16 protein-coding genes are annotated in these 21,325 nt (G+C 55.4%); 6 read left to right on the forward strand and 10 right to left on the reverse strand.

Annotation, left to right across the window (positions count from 1 at the left end):
* On the reverse strand, positions 1 to 879 hold the full coding sequence (gene dapA, locus FIV00_RS20200; RefSeq protein WP_152502443.1) for a 4-hydroxy-tetrahydrodipicolinate synthase: 879 nt from the start codon (positions 877 to 879) through the stop codon (positions 1 to 3).
* A gap of 357 nt (positions 880 to 1,236) precedes the next feature.
* On the opposite strand from dapA, the gene FIV00_RS20205 reads away from it, so the two are divergent.
* Entirely contained in the window at positions 1,237 to 2,166 is a 930-nt protein-coding gene (locus FIV00_RS20205; RefSeq protein ID WP_152502444.1) for an alpha/beta fold hydrolase, read from the forward strand.
* A gap of 159 nt (positions 2,167 to 2,325) precedes the next feature.
* On the opposite strand, the gene FIV00_RS20210 is transcribed toward FIV00_RS20205, so the two are convergent.
* From FIV00_RS20210 to phnC, 9 genes are all read right to left on the reverse strand, one after another.
* Complete coding sequence (locus FIV00_RS20210) at positions 2,326 to 3,489, reverse strand: porin (RefSeq protein ID WP_152502445.1); 1,164 nt, start codon at positions 3,487 to 3,489, stop codon at positions 2,326 to 2,328.
* 522 nt (positions 3,490 to 4,011) lie between these two features.
* Positions 4,012 to 6,153, reverse strand: coding sequence for a penicillin-binding protein 1C (pbpC, locus tag FIV00_RS20215; RefSeq protein WP_152502446.1), 2,142 nt, complete (start codon positions 6,151 to 6,153; stop codon positions 4,012 to 4,014).
* A 30-nt stretch (positions 6,154 to 6,183) separates the two neighbouring features.
* Positions 6,184 to 11,721, reverse strand: coding sequence for an alpha-2-macroglobulin family protein (locus FIV00_RS20220; RefSeq protein ID WP_152502447.1), 5,538 nt, complete (start codon positions 11,719 to 11,721; stop codon positions 6,184 to 6,186).
* 98 nt (positions 11,722 to 11,819) lie between these two features.
* On the reverse strand, positions 11,820 to 12,461 hold the full coding sequence (parA, locus tag FIV00_RS20225) for a ParA family partition ATPase (RefSeq protein WP_152502448.1): 642 nt from the start codon (positions 12,459 to 12,461) through the stop codon (positions 11,820 to 11,822).
* Positions 12,462 to 12,553: 92 nt separating this feature from the next.
* Positions 12,554 to 13,696: a lytic murein transglycosylase gene (locus tag FIV00_RS20230; RefSeq protein WP_247649263.1), complete on the reverse strand. Its 1,143-nt coding sequence runs from the start codon at positions 13,694 to 13,696 to the stop codon at positions 12,554 to 12,556.
* Between the two features lie 213 nt (positions 13,697 to 13,909).
* Entirely contained in the window at positions 13,910 to 15,247 is a 1,338-nt protein-coding gene (gene phnE / locus FIV00_RS20235; protein ID WP_152502450.1) for a phosphonate ABC transporter, permease protein PhnE, read from the reverse strand.
* Between the two features lie 11 nt (positions 15,248 to 15,258).
* Complete coding sequence (gene phnE, locus FIV00_RS20240; protein ID WP_152502451.1) at positions 15,259 to 16,107, reverse strand: phosphonate ABC transporter, permease protein PhnE; 849 nt, start codon at positions 16,105 to 16,107, stop codon at positions 15,259 to 15,261.
* A 75-nt stretch (positions 16,108 to 16,182) separates the two neighbouring features.
* Positions 16,183 to 17,100 (reverse strand): phosphonate ABC transporter substrate-binding protein, encoded by a 918-nt coding sequence (gene phnD / locus FIV00_RS20245; RefSeq protein WP_152502452.1) that lies wholly within the window; start codon positions 17,098 to 17,100, stop codon positions 16,183 to 16,185.
* 58 nt (positions 17,101 to 17,158) lie between these two features.
* Entirely contained in the window at positions 17,159 to 17,992 is an 834-nt protein-coding gene (phnC, locus tag FIV00_RS20250) for a phosphonate ABC transporter ATP-binding protein (RefSeq protein WP_152502453.1), read from the reverse strand.
* Between the two features lie 396 nt (positions 17,993 to 18,388).
* Between phnC and FIV00_RS20255 the strand changes: the two genes are divergently transcribed.
* The 5 genes from FIV00_RS20255 to FIV00_RS20275 all read left to right on the forward strand — a co-directional run bounded on the left by FIV00_RS20255 (position 18,389) and on the right by FIV00_RS20275 (position 21,249).
* Complete coding sequence (locus FIV00_RS20255) at positions 18,389 to 19,015, forward strand: DapH/DapD/GlmU-related protein (protein WP_152502454.1); 627 nt, start codon at positions 18,389 to 18,391, stop codon at positions 19,013 to 19,015.
* 192 nt (positions 19,016 to 19,207) lie between these two features.
* Positions 19,208 to 19,531 (forward strand): GFA family protein, encoded by a 324-nt coding sequence (locus FIV00_RS20260; RefSeq protein ID WP_247649264.1) that lies wholly within the window; start codon positions 19,208 to 19,210, stop codon positions 19,529 to 19,531.
* 47 nt (positions 19,532 to 19,578) lie between these two features.
* Positions 19,579 to 19,950 (forward strand): VOC family protein, encoded by a 372-nt coding sequence (locus FIV00_RS20265; RefSeq protein ID WP_152504351.1) that lies wholly within the window; start codon positions 19,579 to 19,581, stop codon positions 19,948 to 19,950.
* Between the two features lie 39 nt (positions 19,951 to 19,989).
* Complete coding sequence (locus tag FIV00_RS20270; RefSeq protein ID WP_152502456.1) at positions 19,990 to 20,562, forward strand: helix-turn-helix transcriptional regulator; 573 nt, start codon at positions 19,990 to 19,992, stop codon at positions 20,560 to 20,562.
* A gap of 48 nt (positions 20,563 to 20,610) precedes the next feature.
* A complete protein-coding gene (locus FIV00_RS20275) occupies positions 20,611 to 21,249 on the forward strand; it encodes an HD family hydrolase (protein WP_247649265.1) in 639 nt (212 codons plus the stop codon).
* Positions 21,250 to 21,325: the final 76 nt, after the last annotated feature.

The following is a 21,325-nucleotide window of genomic DNA, read 5'->3' on the forward strand; positions in this document are numbered from 1 at the left end:
TCAGTTGATCAAGCCTGCATGCGCCATTGCATCTCTGACTTCGGTCCTCGCGCTTTCCGAGATCGGAACAAGCGGCAGACGAAGTTCCTCGTCGATCTTGCCAAGCAGCGACAATGCGTATTTCGACCCACCCGGGCTCGGTTCCAGAAACAAAGCGCGATGTAGTGGAGCCAAGCGGTCCTGCAGTTCCAAGGCTTTTTTATAGTCACCTGCGCGCGTGGCTGCCTGGAATTCAGCACACATTCGCGGAGCAACATTGGCGGTTACGGAAATACAGCCGACGCCCCCATGAGCGTTGAATGCCAATGCTGAAATATCTTCGCCGGACAACTGAACGAATTCCGGTCCACACAAATGCCGTTGGCGACTCGCCTTTGCCATATCCGCGGTCGCGTCTTTGACACCTTTGATGTTTTCGCAGGTTTCAAAGAGCTCTGCCATTGTCTCCGGGGTCATATCGATGATGGAGCGACCCGGAATGTTGTAAATGAAGATCGGAATGCCGACAGCATCGTTGACAGCCTTGAAGTGTGCTTTCAATCCGGCCTGATTTGGCTTGTTGTAATATGGTGTTACGACAAGGATTGCATTGGCGCCGGCCCTTTCGGCATGCTGCGCAAAATCAATCGCTTCAGTCGTATTGTTAGACCCGGCCCCCGCCATTACGGGAACGCGGCCAGATGCTGCTTCAACACAGAGTTCAATTACACGCTTGTGCTCTTCGTGGGTCAGCGTCGGGCTTTCACCAGTTGTACCAACAGGCACGAGACCGGAAGAGCCCTCAGAAATCTGCCAATCTACAAAGTCCTGGAACCGTTTCTCGTCAAGTACTCCATCCTTGAAGGGTGTAATCAGTGCTGGAATGGAGCCTTTGAACATTTCTGTTTCCTCTTGAACCGTCTGGTCAGACTTTTCAGATTTTAGACTTACTGTCTTGAATGGAGGCGCAACATACTCATCTGCAGGTCATCGGGCAATGCTTGCTGCACCATTCCCAGCTCGTAAAACGACTTTTCTTGCTGCAACCGGATACTTCCAACGCGACAGGCGATCTAAAAGTCTCGACAACATTCCAAATGATCAAAAGCCCCACCTCTGACCGGAGCAAATCAAAGCGGCATTTCGTCTGAAAATAGCGAACTCCGGCTGCGATCTTCCGTTTGTCTTCTGGCAACCGCATTGAAAGGTCATTATCTTTCGCGGCAAACAGAATTGAGAACCTTTGAGGAGACGCTCATGGCTTTCGTGCCGCAAGAAGCACCGACCGGCGAGAATAGTGATCAGTTGCCTCAGACGAGTGAATTCTTCTGGAAAAGCCATGATGGTTTGACCCTCGCTGGGAGAGAATGGCCAGCATCACATAACGCGAATGAAGCGAACAAAACACCGATACCAGTTCTCTGCCTGCCGGGTCTCTCTAGAAATACGAGAGATTTCAATGAGATCTCCAATTTCCTTCAAAGAAAAGGACATCGCGTTATCGCACTCGACTATCGAGGGCGCGGCAAAAGCGATTGGGATCCGGATTGGCAAAACTACGCTCTCCCGATAGAGGAAAAGGATATCGATGCCGCCATTGACCATCTCAAGCTAGAACGGTTCGCGTTGTTCGGAACATCGCGCGGTGGCCTTCATGCGCTTGTTTTGGGCCTGCGTTACCCGGCAGATCGAATGGCGGCAGTGGTTTTTAATGATATTGGTCCGCATATCGAGATGCGCGCAATCCACCGGATTGCGGCAACTCTTGGTCACAACATGTCCTGTGCCACTCTTGATGGCATTGCTGAGACGCTGACCCGGACACTTGGGCCACAATTTCCAGTGTTTGGGAAGGATGACTGGCTGAAAATGGCCGCGCAACTGGCTTCCAAGCACGATGGTTCGTTTGTCATGGATTATGACCCGGCACTTGCGCGCCAGTTTGCAAGTTTGGACGATGCCGCACCGGTCCCCGATCTCTGGCCTCTTTATGACAATCTTACGGACCGACCTGTTTTGATCCTGCGGGGTGAGCATTCAGATCTGTTGAGCGCCGAAACGTGTAAACGCATGATCGACATGCATCCCAATTCTCAACTTAAAACGATCAAGGGTCAGGGACACGCCCCGGTCCTCTGGGAGACTGACACCCATGAGACCATCGCAGAGTTCTTGAGTTCGATCTGAGTTCAAGACCGGTCGGCAGGACTAAGTAGCAATGGTCCGCCACTCAACACAGTGTCTCCGGAAGAAATCTGCAGAGACCGGTTTTTCAATTAAACATTCAAACAAAAAGAAACCCGGCGTTTCCGCCGGGTTTCTCATCAAACCTCAAGAGAGGGTTGATTAGAAGGTGCGCTGCAGGCGAACACCGAAGAGGAGTTCGTCAACATCGGAACCAGTGTTCGGGTCAGTGTTGGAGTAACCAACGTCTGCACCCATTACGAAGCCAGAGACCGGCTCCCACTGTACGGAACCATCGATCGCCCAACGGGAGAAGTCGGTGAAGCCGTTAGCCTGGTCGACGTCCATGTAAGAACCGTCGAGTGCAAGACCGATAGTGGAAGTTGCCTGGACGTATGCACCAGCTGACAGAGAGTAACCAGTGGAAGTACCGCTAGTTGCGCCGAAGTCAGAAACAGTCACGCCGCCTTCAGTGCTGCCTGCACCGATGTAGGACAGAGCGCCGTCAGCATAGAAACCCTGGAAGTAGATGTTCGAACCGGAGTTGATCATCGGCAGGTTGAACTTCACGCCAGCGCCGATTGCCCAACCGAGCTGATCGTCAGCACCGTTGTTGGTTGCGCCAGTCTGGTGAGCAGCAGCTGTGCTCGGGTAGACCTGGTGCAGAGCACCGGAAAGCTGTGCAGAACCCCAGCCCTGGGAAACGCCAAGAGCAGCAACGACGTCCGGCATGCGGGTGCCGCCGTAGGAACCGACCTGACGGCCAGCCTGATCTTCAAGAGCGATCGTAGCGGAGAAACCGTTGCCGAAAGCTGCAGTGTAAGCGATCTGGTTCAGAGTTTCATCGGACCAGTCACGACCAACAACACCGACGAAAACCTGACCAGTGAAGATGTCGAAGTTAGAACCGAGGTAACCAGCGGTGAGGCCGCCCCACTGAATGTAAGTGGAACCGAAGTCGAAGGTTTCGACGTCGTTGTCTACGCGCTGAGACAGCTCAACATAGGCACGCAGAGTACCGAACTCAGTTGCGGTACGAGCGTCGAGGTACAGGTAACCCTGTGTACGCCAGGAGTAACCGTCAGAGTCGCGAGTGCCCCAGTTACCATCGTCGAGAACGTTGTTCACGATGAACTGGGTACGAACACGGCCACCAACACGCAGGCAGGTTTCTGTGCCCGGGATGTAGTAGAAGCGTGCGCCGTATGCGTCACAGATACGAACGTAGTCGACCGGCTCCGGAGCAACCGGAAGATCGGCAGCCTGAGCGGTGGCAGCAGTAGCAACTGCAGCAGCGCCGAGCATCATGCCCTTAAAGAGTTTCATTTTTGACCTCCAATCAGTCATATCAATCGGTACTAAACAGAAGCACCATTGTCCCCGCGAATTATGTCTGTGTTTGCTACCGACCGGAGGTTGGACGTCCGAGGTGTGCAAACCAGTGCGGCGCGAAGCCGCTCGCAAATGTGACCATACGCATCCAGCATCGCGGTTCAACACAGAATGCGGTTCCCCCAACCCTCTGAGCCTGTTTTCAAAAACCGGTGTTGCGCGAATGTCACAAAATCGGTGCTGAAATTTAGGAACTGTTAGGAAATAGGCGTGGTTCTGCCCCTGAAGCGTGGTCCCGATGGGCAGACTCTCCAGAGTGTTTTCGAGAATTTCGGTCAATACCGGGAATCGAATCCACGTCGAACAGACCATCTTTACCCGCAAGAACCACATGAATAGAGGGCTCGCGAATCTCCTCGTTGAAAAATCGACTGCCTCAGAATCAGATAACAGAATCGGGTTCCCCAGCAGTTCACAGCGCAAATGGTTTCACGCCTCACCGAGCGACGCCGGAGGCTACCGAAGCAGAACCGTCACTTTGTCGCTGTGACCTGATCTGTCCAAAATGGTCACCTCGGTGAAGCCTGGCCCATCCGGCTGCCAGACCAGCTGCTGGCGTTGCATTTTCTCCGGCAAAGGCCGTCCATTGATCAGCACCGAATAGGGAGCCTTGCCTCCTTTCAACTTCACCACCAACGGCTGGACTTGCCAACTTGACGTCTCGTTCCGAGTAAACCCCAGGTCCAGTTCCGCACCGTCAGGTGGAAAGGCGATGCGAAGACCTTCGTTTCCAGAACCCCGGTTTTGCGCATCCGGCAATCGTGCATAGCGTAGCGGAACAGGAACTTCGCCTTGCGCTTGCCGGGAAATGTCTGCAGGGGCGTCTTGGAGCGGAACCCTTTCTGGCCCCAGTTTCTGAAAGACTTCAAACAGGATGGGAACAGCAACCGATGCGCCTGTTTGCCCAGGCACGGGCGTGCCATCCGGGCGGCCAACCCAAACCGCCACAACATGCCGACCGTCAAACCCGGCCGCCCAGGCATCCCGGTATCCGTAAGCCGTCCCGGTCTTATAGGCGATGTGTGAAGTCTCGGCGCTCTGTGTCTGTGGAAGACCCGTCAATATGTCGCTGACCATCCAGGATGCTTTCCCGGACAAGAATCTTTGTGACACCTGAGCGCTGCTTTCCACCTTACAATCAATTCGGCAGGTCGTAAGGTCAATGGGAACCCCTCCTCTGGCCAGGGCTGCATAAGCCTGAGCGAGGTCCTTCAGAGTGATGCCAACGCCCCCCAGACTGATCGCAAGGCCAGGAGCAACATCCTTTTTCAGCACAGGACGAACGCCCGCGCGCTTCAAACGCGCGATCAATCGTGCAGGACCAACCGCCTCGAGCAGCTGAACAGCCGGAGTATTGAGTGACAGCTGCAAAGCTTCCCGCAATGTAACGGTGCCTTGATAGGCCTGATCGAAGTTTGTCGGCTGGTAGCCACTGATATCGATTGCCCGATCCACAATAAGGCTTTGGGGCAACCCGATGCCTTCTTCAAATGCGAGGCCATAAATAAAGGGCTTGAGAGTCGAGCCTGGTGAGCGGACTGCTCGTGTCATGTCGACATGTCCGAGACGCCCGCCATTGAGCATATCCGGGGCGCCAATCCGGGCAACGATTTCGCCGCTTTGGTGATCCGCGACAATAATAGATGACGAAATGGGTGCTGGCAGTGCGGTGATCTTTCGGCGTGCCAGCTTTTCAAGTGCTGCCTGGAGATCTCGGTCAAGGGTCAGATTGTGCTCGGACCGGACGGGATTTCCAGCTTTTGCTTCCCTGCTCTCATGAGGGGCCAGAAACGGCATGTCGTATCGTTTGGAGCGAACAGGCTCAGTCATTGCCGACGCGGTTTCGTCCTTGGTCAGAACGCCAGCCGCCAACGCTCGCTTCAACACCCTGTTGCGTGCCTTCATCGCATTTTCAGCAAATCGGTCCGGTCGCCGGGCTTCAGGGCTCTGTGGAAGAGCGACAAGCAGAGCGGCCTGCGCCGGTGTCAACCGCTTCGGCTCCTTGCCGAACCATGTCAGGCTTGCAGCACGCACCCCTTCAAGATTGCCGCCAAATGGGGCTCTCAGCGCATAGAAACGCAAAATGTCTTCTTTGGAATAGGCCTGCTCAAGCTGTACGGCTTTTAAAAACTGCTCGTATTTGCGCTTCAATGACCGTGTCGGTCTTTCGTCCAGCAACCTGGCGACCTGCATCGTCAACGTGGATCCACCGGAAACAATTTGTCCCTGACGCAGGCTGGCAAGCAGCGAGCGCAAAAGTGCCCTGACGTCGATCCCGTGGTGCCGGTGAAAGCGCTGATCTTCGAATGCGAGCAGCATTTTGATATAAAGCGGGTCGATGCTTTCCAGCTCGACAGGCAAACGCCATTTGTCATCAAGACTTGTGAAGGCCCGCAATAGCCTGTCCTGCCTATCCAGCACGACAACGGAAAGCGACAAGTCACTCACTGCAGGCAATGGCGGTAAGGCGCGATAGTCGGCCTGGACTTTCAAAACCCCGCACATCGCCAGGGACGCAAGGCCGACTCCGGCAGCGACAAGCCGCTGTCCGGCCGTGTGCAGGCTTCGCCGATAGTGAGTGTTAAACACACCAGGCATGTTGCTACCGCCTTGCTGCCGACCGCCTCATCACCTGGTTGGCCCCAGAACGGTGAAGCGGCCTGTCGCAGTGACCGCACGACGATCCGGCCGGTACATATCCTCCACAGACGCCGGCGGATGAGCAAACTCACCCGGCGTTGCAGCACGCGCCAGATAGGCAAAACTCATTTCCTGACCATTTTGCCGTGTCTGGTCGATCGCAACTTCGAACCTGTCACTATAAAATGCGCTGTGTTCCGGCCGATCAATCATCGAAAGGAAGGACAAGCCACCTAGATCGCCTGAACGCACGAGCCGAGGATTGTCGATCGCCAGTCCCGCTGGCAATCGGTCAACCACCATCAGTCGGCCTGGCTGATCGGTCAGTGCACGAACGGTGACGACAACGGCAAGACGTGTGTTTACGGGTACCGCTGAAGGGTCGATCTCATTTCCATTGAGATCATAGATCTTCCGCTCGACCGCATAGTCTGTGCCCCCAGCGGGTTCCGGCGTCAGCGGCTGTCCCGCAACAGAAACAAGCAGATCAGTTTCGTCGGCACCGTTGTTTGTAACATTGACGGGAGCGCTGGAGATTGCCTCACCCGCGAACGACCATGCCAATCGACCGGGCGTCTCATCTCCGTCTACGGAAATCCGGGCTTCTTCAGCCGACTGGTTCAATGCCTGTGCGGCCAGCAACAGCCAGGCCATATCCTGGGTTGAACGTCCACCCGTTCGTGCCTGCGCAGATTTCAGCGCAGCCAATGCATCTTCCTTCAGTTTTTCTCCCATCGACGCCGAGACCACGTAGTCGGTGACACCTGCGCTGTCGCGCAGGATAGACCCGTAGTCAGACCGGTAAGTCTGTTTCTTCTCGCGGGGAAGTGCCGAGATCGCGGCGACAAATCCCGTCGCTGCCCGTTCCTGCTCACCATATAGAGCAAGGCTAGCTGCCACCTGAGCCTTGGCCAGCGGCGTAGCAAAGCTTTGCAGCTTGGCATCAAGGTAATAACGCAGATCACCCATGGAGGCGCGTCCGTTTCGCGCCAGAACATAGAGCGAATACGCGATGCCCTCACCGCCATCCTGGAAATCGGATGCGTAAGCCAGCTGGTTCTCCAGATTGTCCAGCGCGGTCGTAAAGGCAAGATCCGGGACCCGGTAGCCTTTCTCTTTTGCGCGGGTCAGGAAATCGGTGACGTAGGCATCCAGCCAGGTGTCGCCGTCGCCATAGCTGTTCCAAAGCCCGAAATCACCGGATGCCGACTGATTGGCCAACACGGCAGCAATCGCCTTCACGACACGTTCCCGGATAGCACTGTCACCACCAAGGCCGGCCGCTTCCGCCACTTCACTCAAATAAAGCAATGGCAAAGCACGACTGGTGGTCTGCTCCGTGCAGCCATAAGGATACCTGTCCAGCGCCGCCAGCAATCCCGCGATATCGATGCTTGCTGCGCCGCCGGCGCTCAGCGTGACATCGACCGTGTCGGCGCGCAAACCGTCGAATGTATCCGGGCTGAGTGTCAGACTGCCGCCAGAGGCCAGCTGAAACGACGATCTGCGAACCACCTCTGGCTGAGTGTCCTTCACGTCCAGACCGAAGCGTTTGACATAAACCTTGCCGTCGGGACCTGTAAGTGAGGCAACGACTTCTGACGTGATGGGTGACGCTCCGGCAGACACAGGCAGAAGCGACAAGGTTTTCTTGCCGGTTTCCAGATCGAAGGTCCGGGTCTGGCGGTCAGTGCCGCCTTCGAGTGCCAATCCCTCGGCAACAGATACTTCCAATTCATAAGAGCCCGACGCGCCGTCGACATTGTCTATCTCAAGAGCAAGGCGCGACTGATCGCCCGGGGCAAGAAACGCTGGTGCGCTCGCAGTCATCACGACCGGCGAGCGAACCTCAACTTCCTGCTCTGCGTGGCCAACGCCGTCCTTGCTCCAGGCAACCGCCATCAGCTTCAGGGCGCCGTTGAATGCAGGTACGTCGAATGAAACTGTGGCTTCACCATCCGCACCAGTTTCAACAAGACCGGAGAACAACGCGACCGGTTCGTCATCGGGCGGCGGGGCATCCAGACGCAAGGCCATGGCATCGCCGCCAGACCTCACGCGGCCAAGCGTGCCTGCGGTGCGGTCAATGAGCTGACCATAAAGATCTCTGATATCCGTACCCAGACGTCGTTGGCCGAAATACCAACTCTCCGGATCCGGCGTTTCGAAAGCAGTCAGGTTCAAGATACCGACATCAACCGCTGCAACAGTGACATATGCTTGCGTTGCCGACTGAAGGTTAGCCAGCTTGATCGGCACATCCAATGTCGTTTCCGGCAAAATCCTATCAGGCGCTGAAAGCTCGACTTCAATTGCGCGTGCACCTGGATCGACTTTCAGCCAGGACAGCCCCATAGAACGCGAGGGCATCCTGTTCTGGTCAAGATCCATGGGCCTATAGAGGCTTGCTGTGACATAGGCACCTGCACCCCAGTCATCGCTGACTTGGATCTCGACTTCCGTTTCAGTCGCATCGACTTCAACCGAACGGCTGGAAACGAGCCCACCGGAAACAACATTGATGACAGCAATCCCGGATGTTTGCGGTTTCAGTCTGAGCTTTGCGGTGTCGCCGGGCCTGTAGGAACTCTTGTCAAGGCCGACGTCCAGGTAGTCCGGCGTTTCCGACGTCGCGTCTGCAGTGTACCAACCAGCATCGAACGTTACAGCGGTTGACGTCTGCAAGTCACCACCGCCCTGAATGTCGAGGCGGTATTCACCCCATTCAACCGGGAGTGACAATCGCGCCGGCTGTCCTGCAAGGACGTCCAGATAGCCGCTTGATACTCTACGCGTCGTGGTGATCGGCTCGTAGTTCCAGCGGCCGTCGACGCGGTACCATTGGTATCTGCGATCAACTTTCGAAAGCGTCCAGGTGAGACCCTCTGCACTTTGCTCTGTGCCATCGCCGCTGACTACGATGACCGTGAAATCGGCAGGCCCGCCTTCATCTACACCGCCATCGAAGGCCGGCTTGATTCCAATCCGAGGCCCATCGAGCGCGACAGAAAGTTCAAGATCACGTTCCACATAGCGGCCTCCGGCCTCGACCAGCCTGGCAACCAATTGGCCGTCATAAAGCTGCGTCGTGTCCGCCAACTCCGGAAGTATCACGTCAAAGGACAATTTTCCGGCAGCGTCGGTCTTGAGGCCGGATGGAAGGCTGCGGCGCTGCGTATAAACTTCGCTATCCTCCAGACCAAATTGGTACTCGGGAAAGGCCTTGAGCGATCGCGTCGGTTTAACAATGATATCGCCTTCCAAGGCTTGGCCACTTGCCGGTGAGCCGTAAAGGAATTTGGCATCAAGCGAAACCTCTGTCGGTTCGGTGCGGCTGAAGGCCGTTGCCGATGTCTCAAGATCGAAGTCCACCCGTTCGGGCTGGTAGTCCTCAACCAGGAAGGTTTCCTGGCTCAGTGCGCTTGCCTTGGGATCGGAAAAGACCTCCCAAGACCAAATGCCCTGCTGGGCCGAGGCACTCAAGATCAGGTCCTGAAGATGTCCGCCCAATCCACCGTCATTGACGGTAAAACGAGCATGCTCAACACCATCCGGACGACTGAAGACAAAGGTAAGAGGAAAGTCTTCTTGGGCGACGGCTTTGGCATTGCGCAAGAGCGCCTGCGCATGAACGGTTTCACCGGCCTTGTAGATACCGCGATCTGTCCAGGCGAATACGTCCAACGGCCCTGGCGCGGGTCTGCCTTCGACACCGCGGTCGGACAGATCGAAAGCCGGTTTGCGCAAATCAAGGAAAGAATAGTCCCCGTCATCCGTCTCCGCGACCAGAACGCCCGGTGCAAGACCGCCACGTCCGCGGGTCATTCCTGCTTCAAACTCGGCAAATCCGTCTGCGTTGGTGACCTCCTCACCCAGGATTTCGTTGTTGACGGCAAGCAGACGAACCTTGACGCCTTCAAGTGCGGCAGCCGTGGTCAATGAACGAATGTTGGCGGCCACGCCAGTGTCGCCACTCAAAGCCGTCAATCCGAGATCGGAAACCAGAAACCACTGTGTTGCCAGAGCGCTCCAACGGTTCTGGAGATCCAGTTTCGAGCGGGCCGTCATCGCGTAGACACCCGGCTCCAACTCAATTCCCGTTTCCGAAAGAGGAATGGCAGTCGTGATATCCACATTCAATTCGTTTTCAGTCTCGACAGTTCCGGTCCAGACCTTTTCGCCCAATTCATCTTCAATCTGCTCAGCTTGGTAAGAATCCAGCTGACGCAAAAACTTGTTGTCTCTCAGAATATCCGCGATCGCCCTGTTGCCGACCCGGTAGACAGATGCCTCAACCTCGGTGGTGTTGACCGAAATGATCGGGATCGTCGGGTTGCCTCCAGCAGGCAGAACGTAGGAACGGCTGAGGAAATTCACCGAAGGAGACCGGTCTTTCACATAAACGGAAAGATCAGCTGATCTTTCCAGTTTTTCGCCATCGGCGGCGGGCAGCCCGCTGCGAGCCGTAATTTTGTATCTGGCTCCGTGTTTCAGGCCGTCAGCACAGATCTGATTGTCGTTCGCCTCAATGGAAGCAGTCCCTTCACCGATCACGCTGACATACGGGCTCATGTCTTCACCCAGGGCCAGCTTTTGCGAAAAGACCAGGCAGATCCTCGGTGTCACACTATCGGAATCAACCACATGATCGACAATCCGGAAGCCATGTTTGGCAATTAGGTCGTCGTAACGACGGCGCAGATTGGCGTTTTCCTCGAGTGCCAAAGACGCACGAAGGGCTTTGATTGCAGTCTTGAATTCATTGCGGCGCTCAAATGCCCTGCTCAGGATGTCGAGCGAGAACGCCCTTTCATTAGAGCTGACAGAACGCAGATACGCATTGATCGCTGCCGAGATCGCATTCTTTTGCTTGGTCTCTTTTGTCTGCCAATCGTCCGGATTCTGCAGCAGAAGTGCCGTTGTCAGGCTGGTCCAGCCTTCGTAGTCACCCGGTTCCAGCAACAATAGCTGCAAAAAATCGCTCTCCGCCAGTGCACCGTTCCGGTTGTTCAGCGCTGCAAGTCCGTTGCGTCGGTTCACGTCCGCGCTTTGGCCATTGCCGCGAACCGAGTTTACAATTTGAAGCGAATAGGTTTTTGCGCTCTCAAGCTGAGCTTCCGGCACGAAATTCAGTTCCGCCCGCCGATCGGCACTCATGTCGGCTCGTGGTGCCTGTACTGCCACCACGCGTCCTGCGATGGCACCTGAGAAACTCTGGAGTTCTCCGAAATCAGTCTTCAGGAAACACCAGCCGGCAGACGTGTTGAACGTAAAAGCCCGGCACTGATTGTCCTTCAGGCACGCCGATTTGCAGCCTTCCAGGTCAACATCCTTGACCGTTCGGTAATCGCTGCCGAAGAAGTCAGCATCGTCGATTGTGACGATACGCCTGTCCTGGGCACTTGCTGCATTTGGGTGCAATCCGCCAAAGAGCAACGTCGCTGCCAAAACGGCAGTGCAGATGCGGGCAGTATCTTTGTTTGAATTCAGAAGTTTATGTTTAAAAACAAGCGAAAAAATAGACATGGCCAATCCTCCGGGGCCTATAATTTCCTCTATCAAGGCACCGGAACGTGACAAGGACAAGGCATATTTTCGAAGAGTGATGACTGATGAGGCCCGCGTCAGCCGATCCTGTCGACAAGTTCCTCAATTAATGACGCAACTTCTTGTGCAGCTTTACTGCTCGGCGCATCTTCAGTCACCGCACATCCCCTGCCCATTGCCGATGCAAAAACCGTTCGGTTCCCGAGACGGGCATTGAGTGTGTCGTAACCCGATTCTGCTATCGCCTCGGCCATCTCGCCTGTCAGCGAAGCACGCGGCGGCACTCTATTGAGCACGAGCAAGGCCGGCGTATCTTCCCTGGCTGCCAGATCTATTGTCTGTGACGTTGCCCAAAGGTCTACCGGCGTCGGCTGTATCGGAACGATGACAAAATCAGCAGCGTCTATGGCCGGTTTAGCGTCCGTATCAGTCTTGGGCGGAGTATCGATGATGACATAGCCGTGCGATCTTGCGAGAGACCTCGCCTCCCTGCGCGCACCCCATCCGGACGCTGTCCGAAATTCCAGTCCGGTCTCATCCTCGCCGTGAGCCTCCTCGCGGGCTTCATACCAGGTCCCAAGTGATCCTTGCGGGTCTACATCCAGAATTGCGACCGGTTCACCGGACTGTTTTGCCAAGGCAACAGCCAGGTGAGCCGCCAGCGTGGTTTTTCCCGAGCCGCCTTTTTGTTGCGCAACTGTCAATATCCGACCGGACATGGCAAACCTCCAAGTTTCCGGCGCAATATTGCGTTGCAAAATACTGCAGCGCAACAAGGCAATTCGTTTAAGCGTTGAACAAGCGCTTTGGACTATCGTCCGCCAAGCGCATAGTAGACGTTCCAGGATGGCCGCCCCGTGACGGGCATACCGTATTTAGCCTCGGCTTTGCGGATACCGGCGCGAGTGGCCGGACCAACCTTTCCGTCGGCCTCACCCACATTAAAGCCGTTTTTGTTCAAGAGCTTCTGAAGATCCAGACGCTGTGCCCTCGACAATCCGGGATTGTTTGTGGGCCAAGGTGTCTTGAACGGATCACCACCGGCAACGAGCTCCGACAGCAAGGCAATCGCCATGCCGTATGATGTAGACGCGTTATAAGATCGCAGTGCACGAAAATTCCTCGTGACGAGGAAGCCAGGGCCCTTTGTGCCAGCCGGCCGGATGAGAGCTGCCTCCAGCTTGCCGGACAGTTTGCCGCCATCTATCCTTGTCAAACCGCGTTTGTTCCAGGTTGCCAATGACGCATATTTCTTGCGGCCCGACGGACCGGAATACCCGCTCGGCACCTTCACTTCGATGCCCCACGGTCGGCTGTCACGCCAACCAGCGTTTTTCAAGAAATTAGCCGTCGATGCCAATGCATCGGGTACGGAATTCACGAGATCCTTTCGGCCGTCCCCGTCAAAATCCACTGCCAGACTGTTGTATGTGCTCGGCATAAACTGTGTCTGGCCGAAAGCACCTGCCCAGGATCCTCTGAAGTCGTTGATCGGCACGTCCCCGCGAGACGCAATCTGCAATGTCTTGATCAGTTCGCCACGGAAATACTTTTGACGCCGCTTACCGGCGCACGCCAGTGTCGCCAGTGCATGGGGAGTGTAAAAATCTCCTCTGAACTGACCATAGTCACTTTCGATGCCCCAAACGGCAAGAACGACGTGACGGTTGACGCCATATCTTTTCTCGATTGCTGACAGCGTTTTGCTGTGTTTTTTGAGGTTTTTCTTTCCGTCGTCGATCCGTTTGGCGTCCACCAGAAACGCCATGTAGTCCCAGATCTCGGTCTTGTATTCCGGCTGTGATGTGGAAAAGCGGATGACTTTCTCATCGTAGTTGGCACCGGAAAGCATGCGCTCGGCAATTTCCGGCTTAACACCGGCAGAAACAGCCTGTTTTTTGAGGGAGGCGACACAGCTCTCAATCGCATGCGCAGAGACGGTCGTTCCCATCATGAGTATTCCGGCTCCGACAGCCGCACTAGTCCACGTCTTCCAAAAACCTTGCTGCATAGCCCGCTCCGCCAGCTCTGATTCCTTAAGGGAACGCTGCCACGGTAGCGCGACGGAAATGCGGCAAAAAGATGCGAAGAACAGTTTTCAAGCAAAATCAGGGCAACCAACGTCATCAGGCGGACGGCTTGTCCCCTTTCTGGTCCCAAGATCTGACTATTTGCCTTCGATCAGCTTTCGCCGGAGCCAACTTGATGTCTGGTCCATGATGATCACAACGAGTATCGTCAAGATGATGATATAGCTTGTGTTTTCCCAGTCTCGGGAAGTTTTCATGGTTTCAACGAGCATCAAACCGATGCCCCCTGCTCCAAGAGCACCAATAACCGTTGCCGAACGGGTATTCGACTCAAGGTAATAGAGGACCTGTGAAACGAAGACCGGCAGGATCTGCGGGATCACGCCAAACCGGTAGCGCTGTATCTGACTGGCGCCCGTTGCGCGCACACCTTCCACCTGCTTGTTGTCGATATTTTCAAGCGCTTCCGAGAAGAGCTTTCCGAGAGACCCGGTGTCAGTGAACGCAATAGCCAGAGCACCTGTGAGCGGACCAAGGCCAAATGCACGAATGAAGATCAGCGACCAGATCAACATGTCGATCCCCCGCAGGAAGTCGAACAGCCGACGGGTACCGAAACGAAGGATCTTGGAAGGCGTGAAATTCCGGGCAGCGAGAAAGGCCAGCGGCAGGCCGAAAAAGGCTGCCGTCAAAGTGCCGAGCACGGCCATCATGATGGTTTCAAACAATGCGATGAAAACCTCGCCATGCTGCCAATCGGGATTACCCAGAAAGTCATGCATGATCAGAGACATGTTCGACTGCGAAGGATCGATCCGCTCGTTTGACAAGGCAATCGCCCAAAGCTGGCTGAAGGACAGTCCGTAGAGTTCTGAGTGGAATGGAAACCAGAAGTTCTCCCATCCGCCAAAATAGTTGTGAACTTCTATCTTGGTGCGCGTGACCTGAACGCGCCTGTCCAATGTCGGGCGGGCATCGAACTTTTTCGGATCGTCCTTGATCCAGTCCGGGATAGGGCCTGGCGGAAGTTCGGTCTTCACACCGCTTTGTGTAGCGGTCACCCTGATCGTACCGTAGTCCGGCACCGTGAATTCCATCACCTTGCCTGCAATCGCGATCTCATACCCCTGGCCGAGATCAACAAGAGCGTCGGTTCCGTGCACTTTTACCCAGTCCGGCAGATCCTCGTTCTCGTAGGTCGCACGGCGTTCGCCTTCAATGGCGACTTCCATAATGTCGCGGCGCAAAAGCTTGGTAACATGAACCTTATAGGCGACGGAGTCAGTCGCCAGAATGGCAGCCCTTTCGGGCTGGGCTTTGGACAGTAGCTGCGGGACGCCGAACGCAAACCATGTGTACACAAGGTAAAGACAAACGGCGACCGGCACGGCCACGGTAATCCATGCCCTGCGGCGGACTGTCTGAAACACCGTGTTGCGATCAAATACCGGTTCGTTGAACGTTTCGTAAGCCATCTTCAACTTCCTCAGTGCGCCCGGCCTGCGCCGACAAGCTTGCCGCGAAGGTAGGAGGACAGTTGGTCAATCATCATGATTGTGAGAAACAGCAGAACGAAAATGGCTGCTGTCTCGTCACCGGCACCCTGGCCCCAGCCTATTGTCCGGCGCAACTCCTGGCCGATACCCCCTGCGCCGACGAAACCCAGAATTGCCGACGCGCGCACATTGATTTCAAGTCGCAGCAGGAAATAGCTGAGATAGTTCGGCGCGACTTGCGGCATGACAGCAAACCGGATCCGTTGGAGCCAGCTTGCACCGCAGGCGGACAACCCTTCGATTGGCTTGCGATCAATGTTGTCATTCACTTCCGAGAACAGCTTGCCGAGCGCCCCTGCGGTGTGGAAGGCGACGGCGATCATGGCCGGAACCGGGCTGGAGCCGAGAACGAAAATCAAGAACAGGGCGATGATCAATTCGGGAAAGGCGCGCATCACGTCCATCAGACGGCGAACCACGGGAATGAGCGGTCCCCAACTGTCGACATTGCGGGTAGATGCCATAGCGAGGACCACGGCCATCGCGCCGCCAATCAACGTTGCAACAGCTGCGATGTTGAGTGTTTCCAGCATCGCTGGCACGAATGTCAGGATCAGGGAGAAAAACGCCGGCCCGGACTGCCACGCTTCGGCGACAATTTCACCTGGATAGTCAAAGAACTTGGAAAGACCCTGCAGAAAACCGCCGGAATTCATCTCGTTGGACTTTGAATATCCGGAAACAACAACGGCAACGACCAGCAACAATCCGATGAGCGAATAGAGTTGGCGACGTTTGCGCAGCGACAGGATTTCCTGCTCGAGGGCGGCAACGGCCATGACCATGTTCCTTTGAGGGCAACGTGAGAAGACGCGGGCCGTTATCCGGCCCGCGATTTGGTTCTGAAGAACCGATTAGTTTTTGTTTTTCGCCTTGCGAGCTTCGATGATGTTCGCATAGGCCTCATGCGTGATCGGCATAAAACCTTTGGTTTCACCGGCAGCAATGTTGTAGGCGCAGTCAGGATCGATCGAGTTCATAGAAGCGACAAGACCGGTCATCTTGACCTTTACGTCTTCCGGCAGCTTCTTGGAGAGAACGATCGGGCCTTCCGGGATCACCGGCGAACGCCAGATTTCCCGCATTTCGGTCATGTCGACCAAACCTGCGTCAGAAGCTTTGCGCAAAGCGCCGGAATTGTAGCCATCTTCCCATTCGCCCAGGCCGTCAGCCCAGGTCACACCGGCGTCAATGTCACCATTGGAAACGGCAACGATGGTTTGCTCGTGACCACCCGTGAAGACGACGTCGCCAAAATACGCGCCCTTCTCCATGGAGTAACCTTCCTGGGGGATCGCGATCGAGGGGATCAGGTAACCGGAGGTGGAATTTGGATCACCAAAACCGAACACCTTGCCTTTCATGTCTTCCAGCGAGTTGATCTCGTTGTCGACGCGTGCAAAGCCGATTGAATAGTAGCCGTAACCGCCGTCGACATTGACTTTGACGAGAACCGGATCAACAGCTTCCGGATCTGTCAGAAAAACCTTGGCGTAGCCCGAAGCGCCCAGCCATGCCATGTCGAGGTTTCCGCCGAGCAGACCTTCGATCACACCGTTATAATCAGCTGGTGCGAACAGCTTGACTGGAACACCAAGCAAATCTGCCGTTTTCTGTTCCAGGCACTCATAAGCGCGCAGACGATCCGAGGCGTTTTCTCCGCCAAGGATGCCGATGCGGAATTCGGTGATTTCCTCAGCACCTGCAACAGCGGCGTTCAATGCGATCATGCTGACAGCAGCAAGCGCAACGACTTTGGAAACGATTTTCATTTGGGACACTCCCTGAGAGTTCTCAATCTCGATGACGTTTAAAAGGTTCGCAGACGGTTCAGACCGCCGCTGCCGCCGGGGTCATCGCACCGGCGGATTCTTGTGAGCCGGTCTCGCCGGCATCGATAGCGGTGGAGGTTGCCGCTTCGTTGAAACTTTCATCCGCGCCGTAAATTTCGCGAGCAACAGCCGTTGTCAGCGCTGCCGGCGCGCCATCGAAGACGATGAAGCCGTCGCGCATACCGATGACCCGGTCGCAATAACTTCGTGCGGTATCGAGTGTGTGGAGATTGCAGATGACGATCTTGTTGTCCCGCTCGTGAATTTCGCGCAGGGCATCCATGACGATCTTGGCGTTCATCGGATCAAGCGAGGCAATCGGCTCATCCGCAAGGATCATGTGCGGGCTTTGCATGAGAGCACGTGCGATCGCGACACGTTGCTGCTGGCCGCCGGAAAGCTCTTCAGCCCTTTTTGTTGCTTCCTGCGCGATGCCGAGGCGGTCAAGAGCTGCAAGAGCGTCGTTCACATCGTCCGGGCTGAAAACATTAAAGAGGCTTTTGATTGTGCCGTGGCCATTCAACCGGCCCAGCATCACATTGGTCACCACATCCAGACGAGGCACGAGATTGAATTGCTGGAACACCATCGCGCAATCGCGCTGCCATCGGCGCATCATGCCACCCGTCAGGTTTAAGATGTCGCGCCCGTCAAACAGAATTTGCCCTGAGGTTGCCGGGGTCAGGCGATTGATCATGCGAAGCAAGGTCGACTTGCCGGCACCCGAGCGCCCAATGATGCCGACCATTTGCGGCTCATCGATATTAAAGCTGACCTTGTTGACAGCGGTCCGAGACCCGAAGGTCTTGGTAACTTCCTGAAACTGAATCACGCGCCGACCCTGTTCGTTTTGTCCTGTGGTGCCCGGCGCACAAGAGCCACTGGATCATTACAAAGGGATGACAGCTATTTGATTGAAACGTCAAAAATTTATGACAGATCAATGACATGCATGATCGCGCAACGCTCAATCACACCTGCCTCACCGAAAACCCGCAGCAAGCTCAAACCCTTCGCGCTTTGATCCACTTTACTGATAGGGGCTGCCATTCCGGAGCTCACCATCCGCTCTGAAGGAAATATCCGGTGTCAAACATCAATCCGATTTGGAAAAACCGTCTCCGAAGAAACGAAAAGGGTCATGGCAATGTCATCAAACTGTCACCAAGACCTGTTGCGCAAAGACTAAACCCGGGTTCTCAACCACTTTTGAGCCGATGGAGATCAAATGTCCGCACCCACTAAAAAACAGTCCCTGAACGAGGCCCCTAACATTCATCCTGAAGCGAGCGTCACGAATTGCGAGCTGGGCATATGGACGGAAGTTGGTGCGCGAACTGAAATACGCGAAAGCCAAATGGATGACTATTCCTACATCGTTCAAGAAGGAGATGTCGTCTGGACAACTATCGGCAAGTTTTGCTCAATTGCGCGCCGTGTGCGCATCAACCCAGGCAACCATGCGACCTGGCGAGCCTCTCAGCATCACTTCACCTATCGCGCTGCAGCCTATGGACTTGGCGAGGACGATGCCGATTTCTTCGAATGGCGTAAGAGCGACTGGGTCACCGTAGGACATGACGTCTGGATTGGTCACAATGCCACCGTTCTTGCCGGCGTCCGCGTTGGCACCGGCGCCATCATTGCGGCGGGTGCCGTGGTCGCAAAGGACGTGGCACCCTACACGGTGGTAGGCGGCGTTGCCGCAAAGCCGATCAAGCGACGTTTTACAGAGGCACAGGCCGACGCTCTGATGGAAATTGCCTGGTGGGACTGGAGCCATGAAACGCTCAAGCAGCGCTTGCCGGATTTCCGAAAACTGGCGATCGACGCGTTTATTGAAAAATATCGATAGGTCTCTTCGAAAAAAGCCATATTGAACGCCTCCCCTGCGAGTGCTTTGCTGAACGGTAAACTTTATGGGAGGCACTTGATGGCGACACGAATTGCGACCTGTAGATGCGGGCAATTGCGCGCCGAGTGCGAGGGTCATCCGGTACGTATCTCGGCTTGCCATTGCCTCGAATGTCAGAAGAGAACGGGCAGTGTGTTCGCCGTTCAAGCTCGCTGGCCCGACGACAAGGTGCTGATAAAAGGAAATTTCTCCGAATGGCAGCGGGAATGTGACAGCGAGCATGTAGCGACCTACAGGTTCTGCCCCAAATGCGGCTCCACACTTGCCTTTGTAATTGAAGGCTGGCCCGGCGTTATCGCAATTCCGGTGGGTGCGTTTGCAGATCCTGAATTTCCCTCACCACGCTTTTCGGTTTACGAGCACCGCAAGCATTCCTGGGTCACGGTACCAGGGGAAAATGTCGAGCACTCTTCAGATCCTTCGATTGCCTTCACACAGGGCGAACTCAGAAAATGAGTACGCATGATCTCGACACCATGCAGAACACGCAACCCACTGTTGCAATCAGTCTCAGCCGCATCATTCTTTATGTGCGCGATGTGGACATCAGTGCGTGCTTTTATTCTTTCTTTTTCGGCTTCAAGGTCGTGAGAACCCCAACGGACCGATTGACAGAACTGGTGCCGGAAAATGGGGGCGCGCACTTGCTGCTTCATCGGGCTGGCAAGGCCCAAAAGCTCGGCCAAGCGTCCGTCAAACTTGTTTTCGATGTCGAGGATGTGCAGGCTTTTAGGAAAGAGGCCAACAAAAAGGGCTTGAAGTTCGGCCCCGTTCACAAAGCTGACGGCTATTCTTTTTCGAACGCCAAAGATCCGGACGGAAACTCCGTCCAAGTTTCCAGCCGCGCTTACAGAGACCAGGACAAAGGCAAGTAAGCCTCCCCTTTTGGGCCAATAGCATGTAGTCTTTGCTGAATGAAAAACGTTCCGGCCGTTCTACCTTCCAGCTTGGGTTTGTCGCTCCGTCGTTGGCGAGTGCTGAATCGCATCAAGCAGGACGTTCTGGCACACGAGCTGGGTGTTTCCCAAAGCCGCATTTCGCGATGGGAAAGCGGCCGGTCTCACCCAAACCACAAAGACTGCCTAAGGATTACGACACTCCTGCGCGCACGCGCGGACAGTGCGGCCGACAATGCTCTTTTGCATCTGGTGTCCCGGTCGAGCGAGCCCGTTCACCTGGTTTGCGATCTCACACACCGGCTTTTGGCCATGTCGCCTGCTCGGGAGCGGGAATGGCGCGCGCCTGTCTCGGAGTTTCTCCACCGCCCGCTCTGGCGATTTGCGACCGACGGCATCCGCAGTGTTGAGCACCGGTTGGCCGACTTTGGTTGGTTCGAACCGCTCAACGATGACGTTGTTTATTGGACCGAAGCTGCCGATTTTCCGGAGATGTCCATTCCGGAAAGCCAAATCCGGATTTCAAGGCTTCAGTTGTCAGACGGCAGCTTCGCACGCCTTGTCAGAGAAGAATCGTCGAGAGCCGCATAAATTATTCAGGCTCTCGTTGGGACGGGTGCTCAGCGCTAAACTGCGCATATGACCGATCAAATCATTCCTGCTGACAAAGCTTCACCTCTTTCCCGAATGGATGCCAACCGACTTTCGGGCCTGCTGTCATTTCTCCAGGCCGCAGAGCAACTGAAAGACACGCTGCGGTCAGGCACCACGCGAAAGAAACGACCGGAAAGCACAGCTGAACACACTTGGCGGCTTGCACTCATGGTGCTTGTTTTCGAGCGCGAGCTTGAAGGGCTCGATCTTCAAAGACTGATAAAACTGTGCCTCATCCATGACCTTGGCGAAGCCATTTCCGGAGATGTTCCGGCTCCGTCCCAAAGACAGGATGACGACAGACAGGAACGGGAAAGGCGCGACTTTGAAACGCTCTGTGCGCCGCTGCCCAAAGACATGCGAGACCATCTTATGGCTCTTTGGTTGGAATATGCGGCTGCAGAAACCGCAGAGGCTCAGCTGGCCAAGGCTTTCGACAAGCTGGAAACAATGCTCCAGCATCTCCTGATGCCCCCGGGAGACGTGATCTTTTACGAATTCAATCTCACCTATGGACGTGAACGTACGGATTTTTCTCCGCTGACCCGGCAAATACGAGATTTGGTGGACAAAGGCACACGACAGATTATGGAGGATCTGCAGAACGCCGCATCCAGGACCTGAATGCAATTCCGTGGCGAGAAGACTTCGTGAAGCGAACACATGCATTTCTGGGTCTTGGACAACCGGATTGTGGACC

This window comes from Labrenzia sp. THAF82 (assembly GCF_009363435.1).
Taxonomy (GTDB): Bacteria; Pseudomonadota; Alphaproteobacteria; order Rhizobiales; family Stappiaceae; genus Roseibium; species Roseibium porphyridii.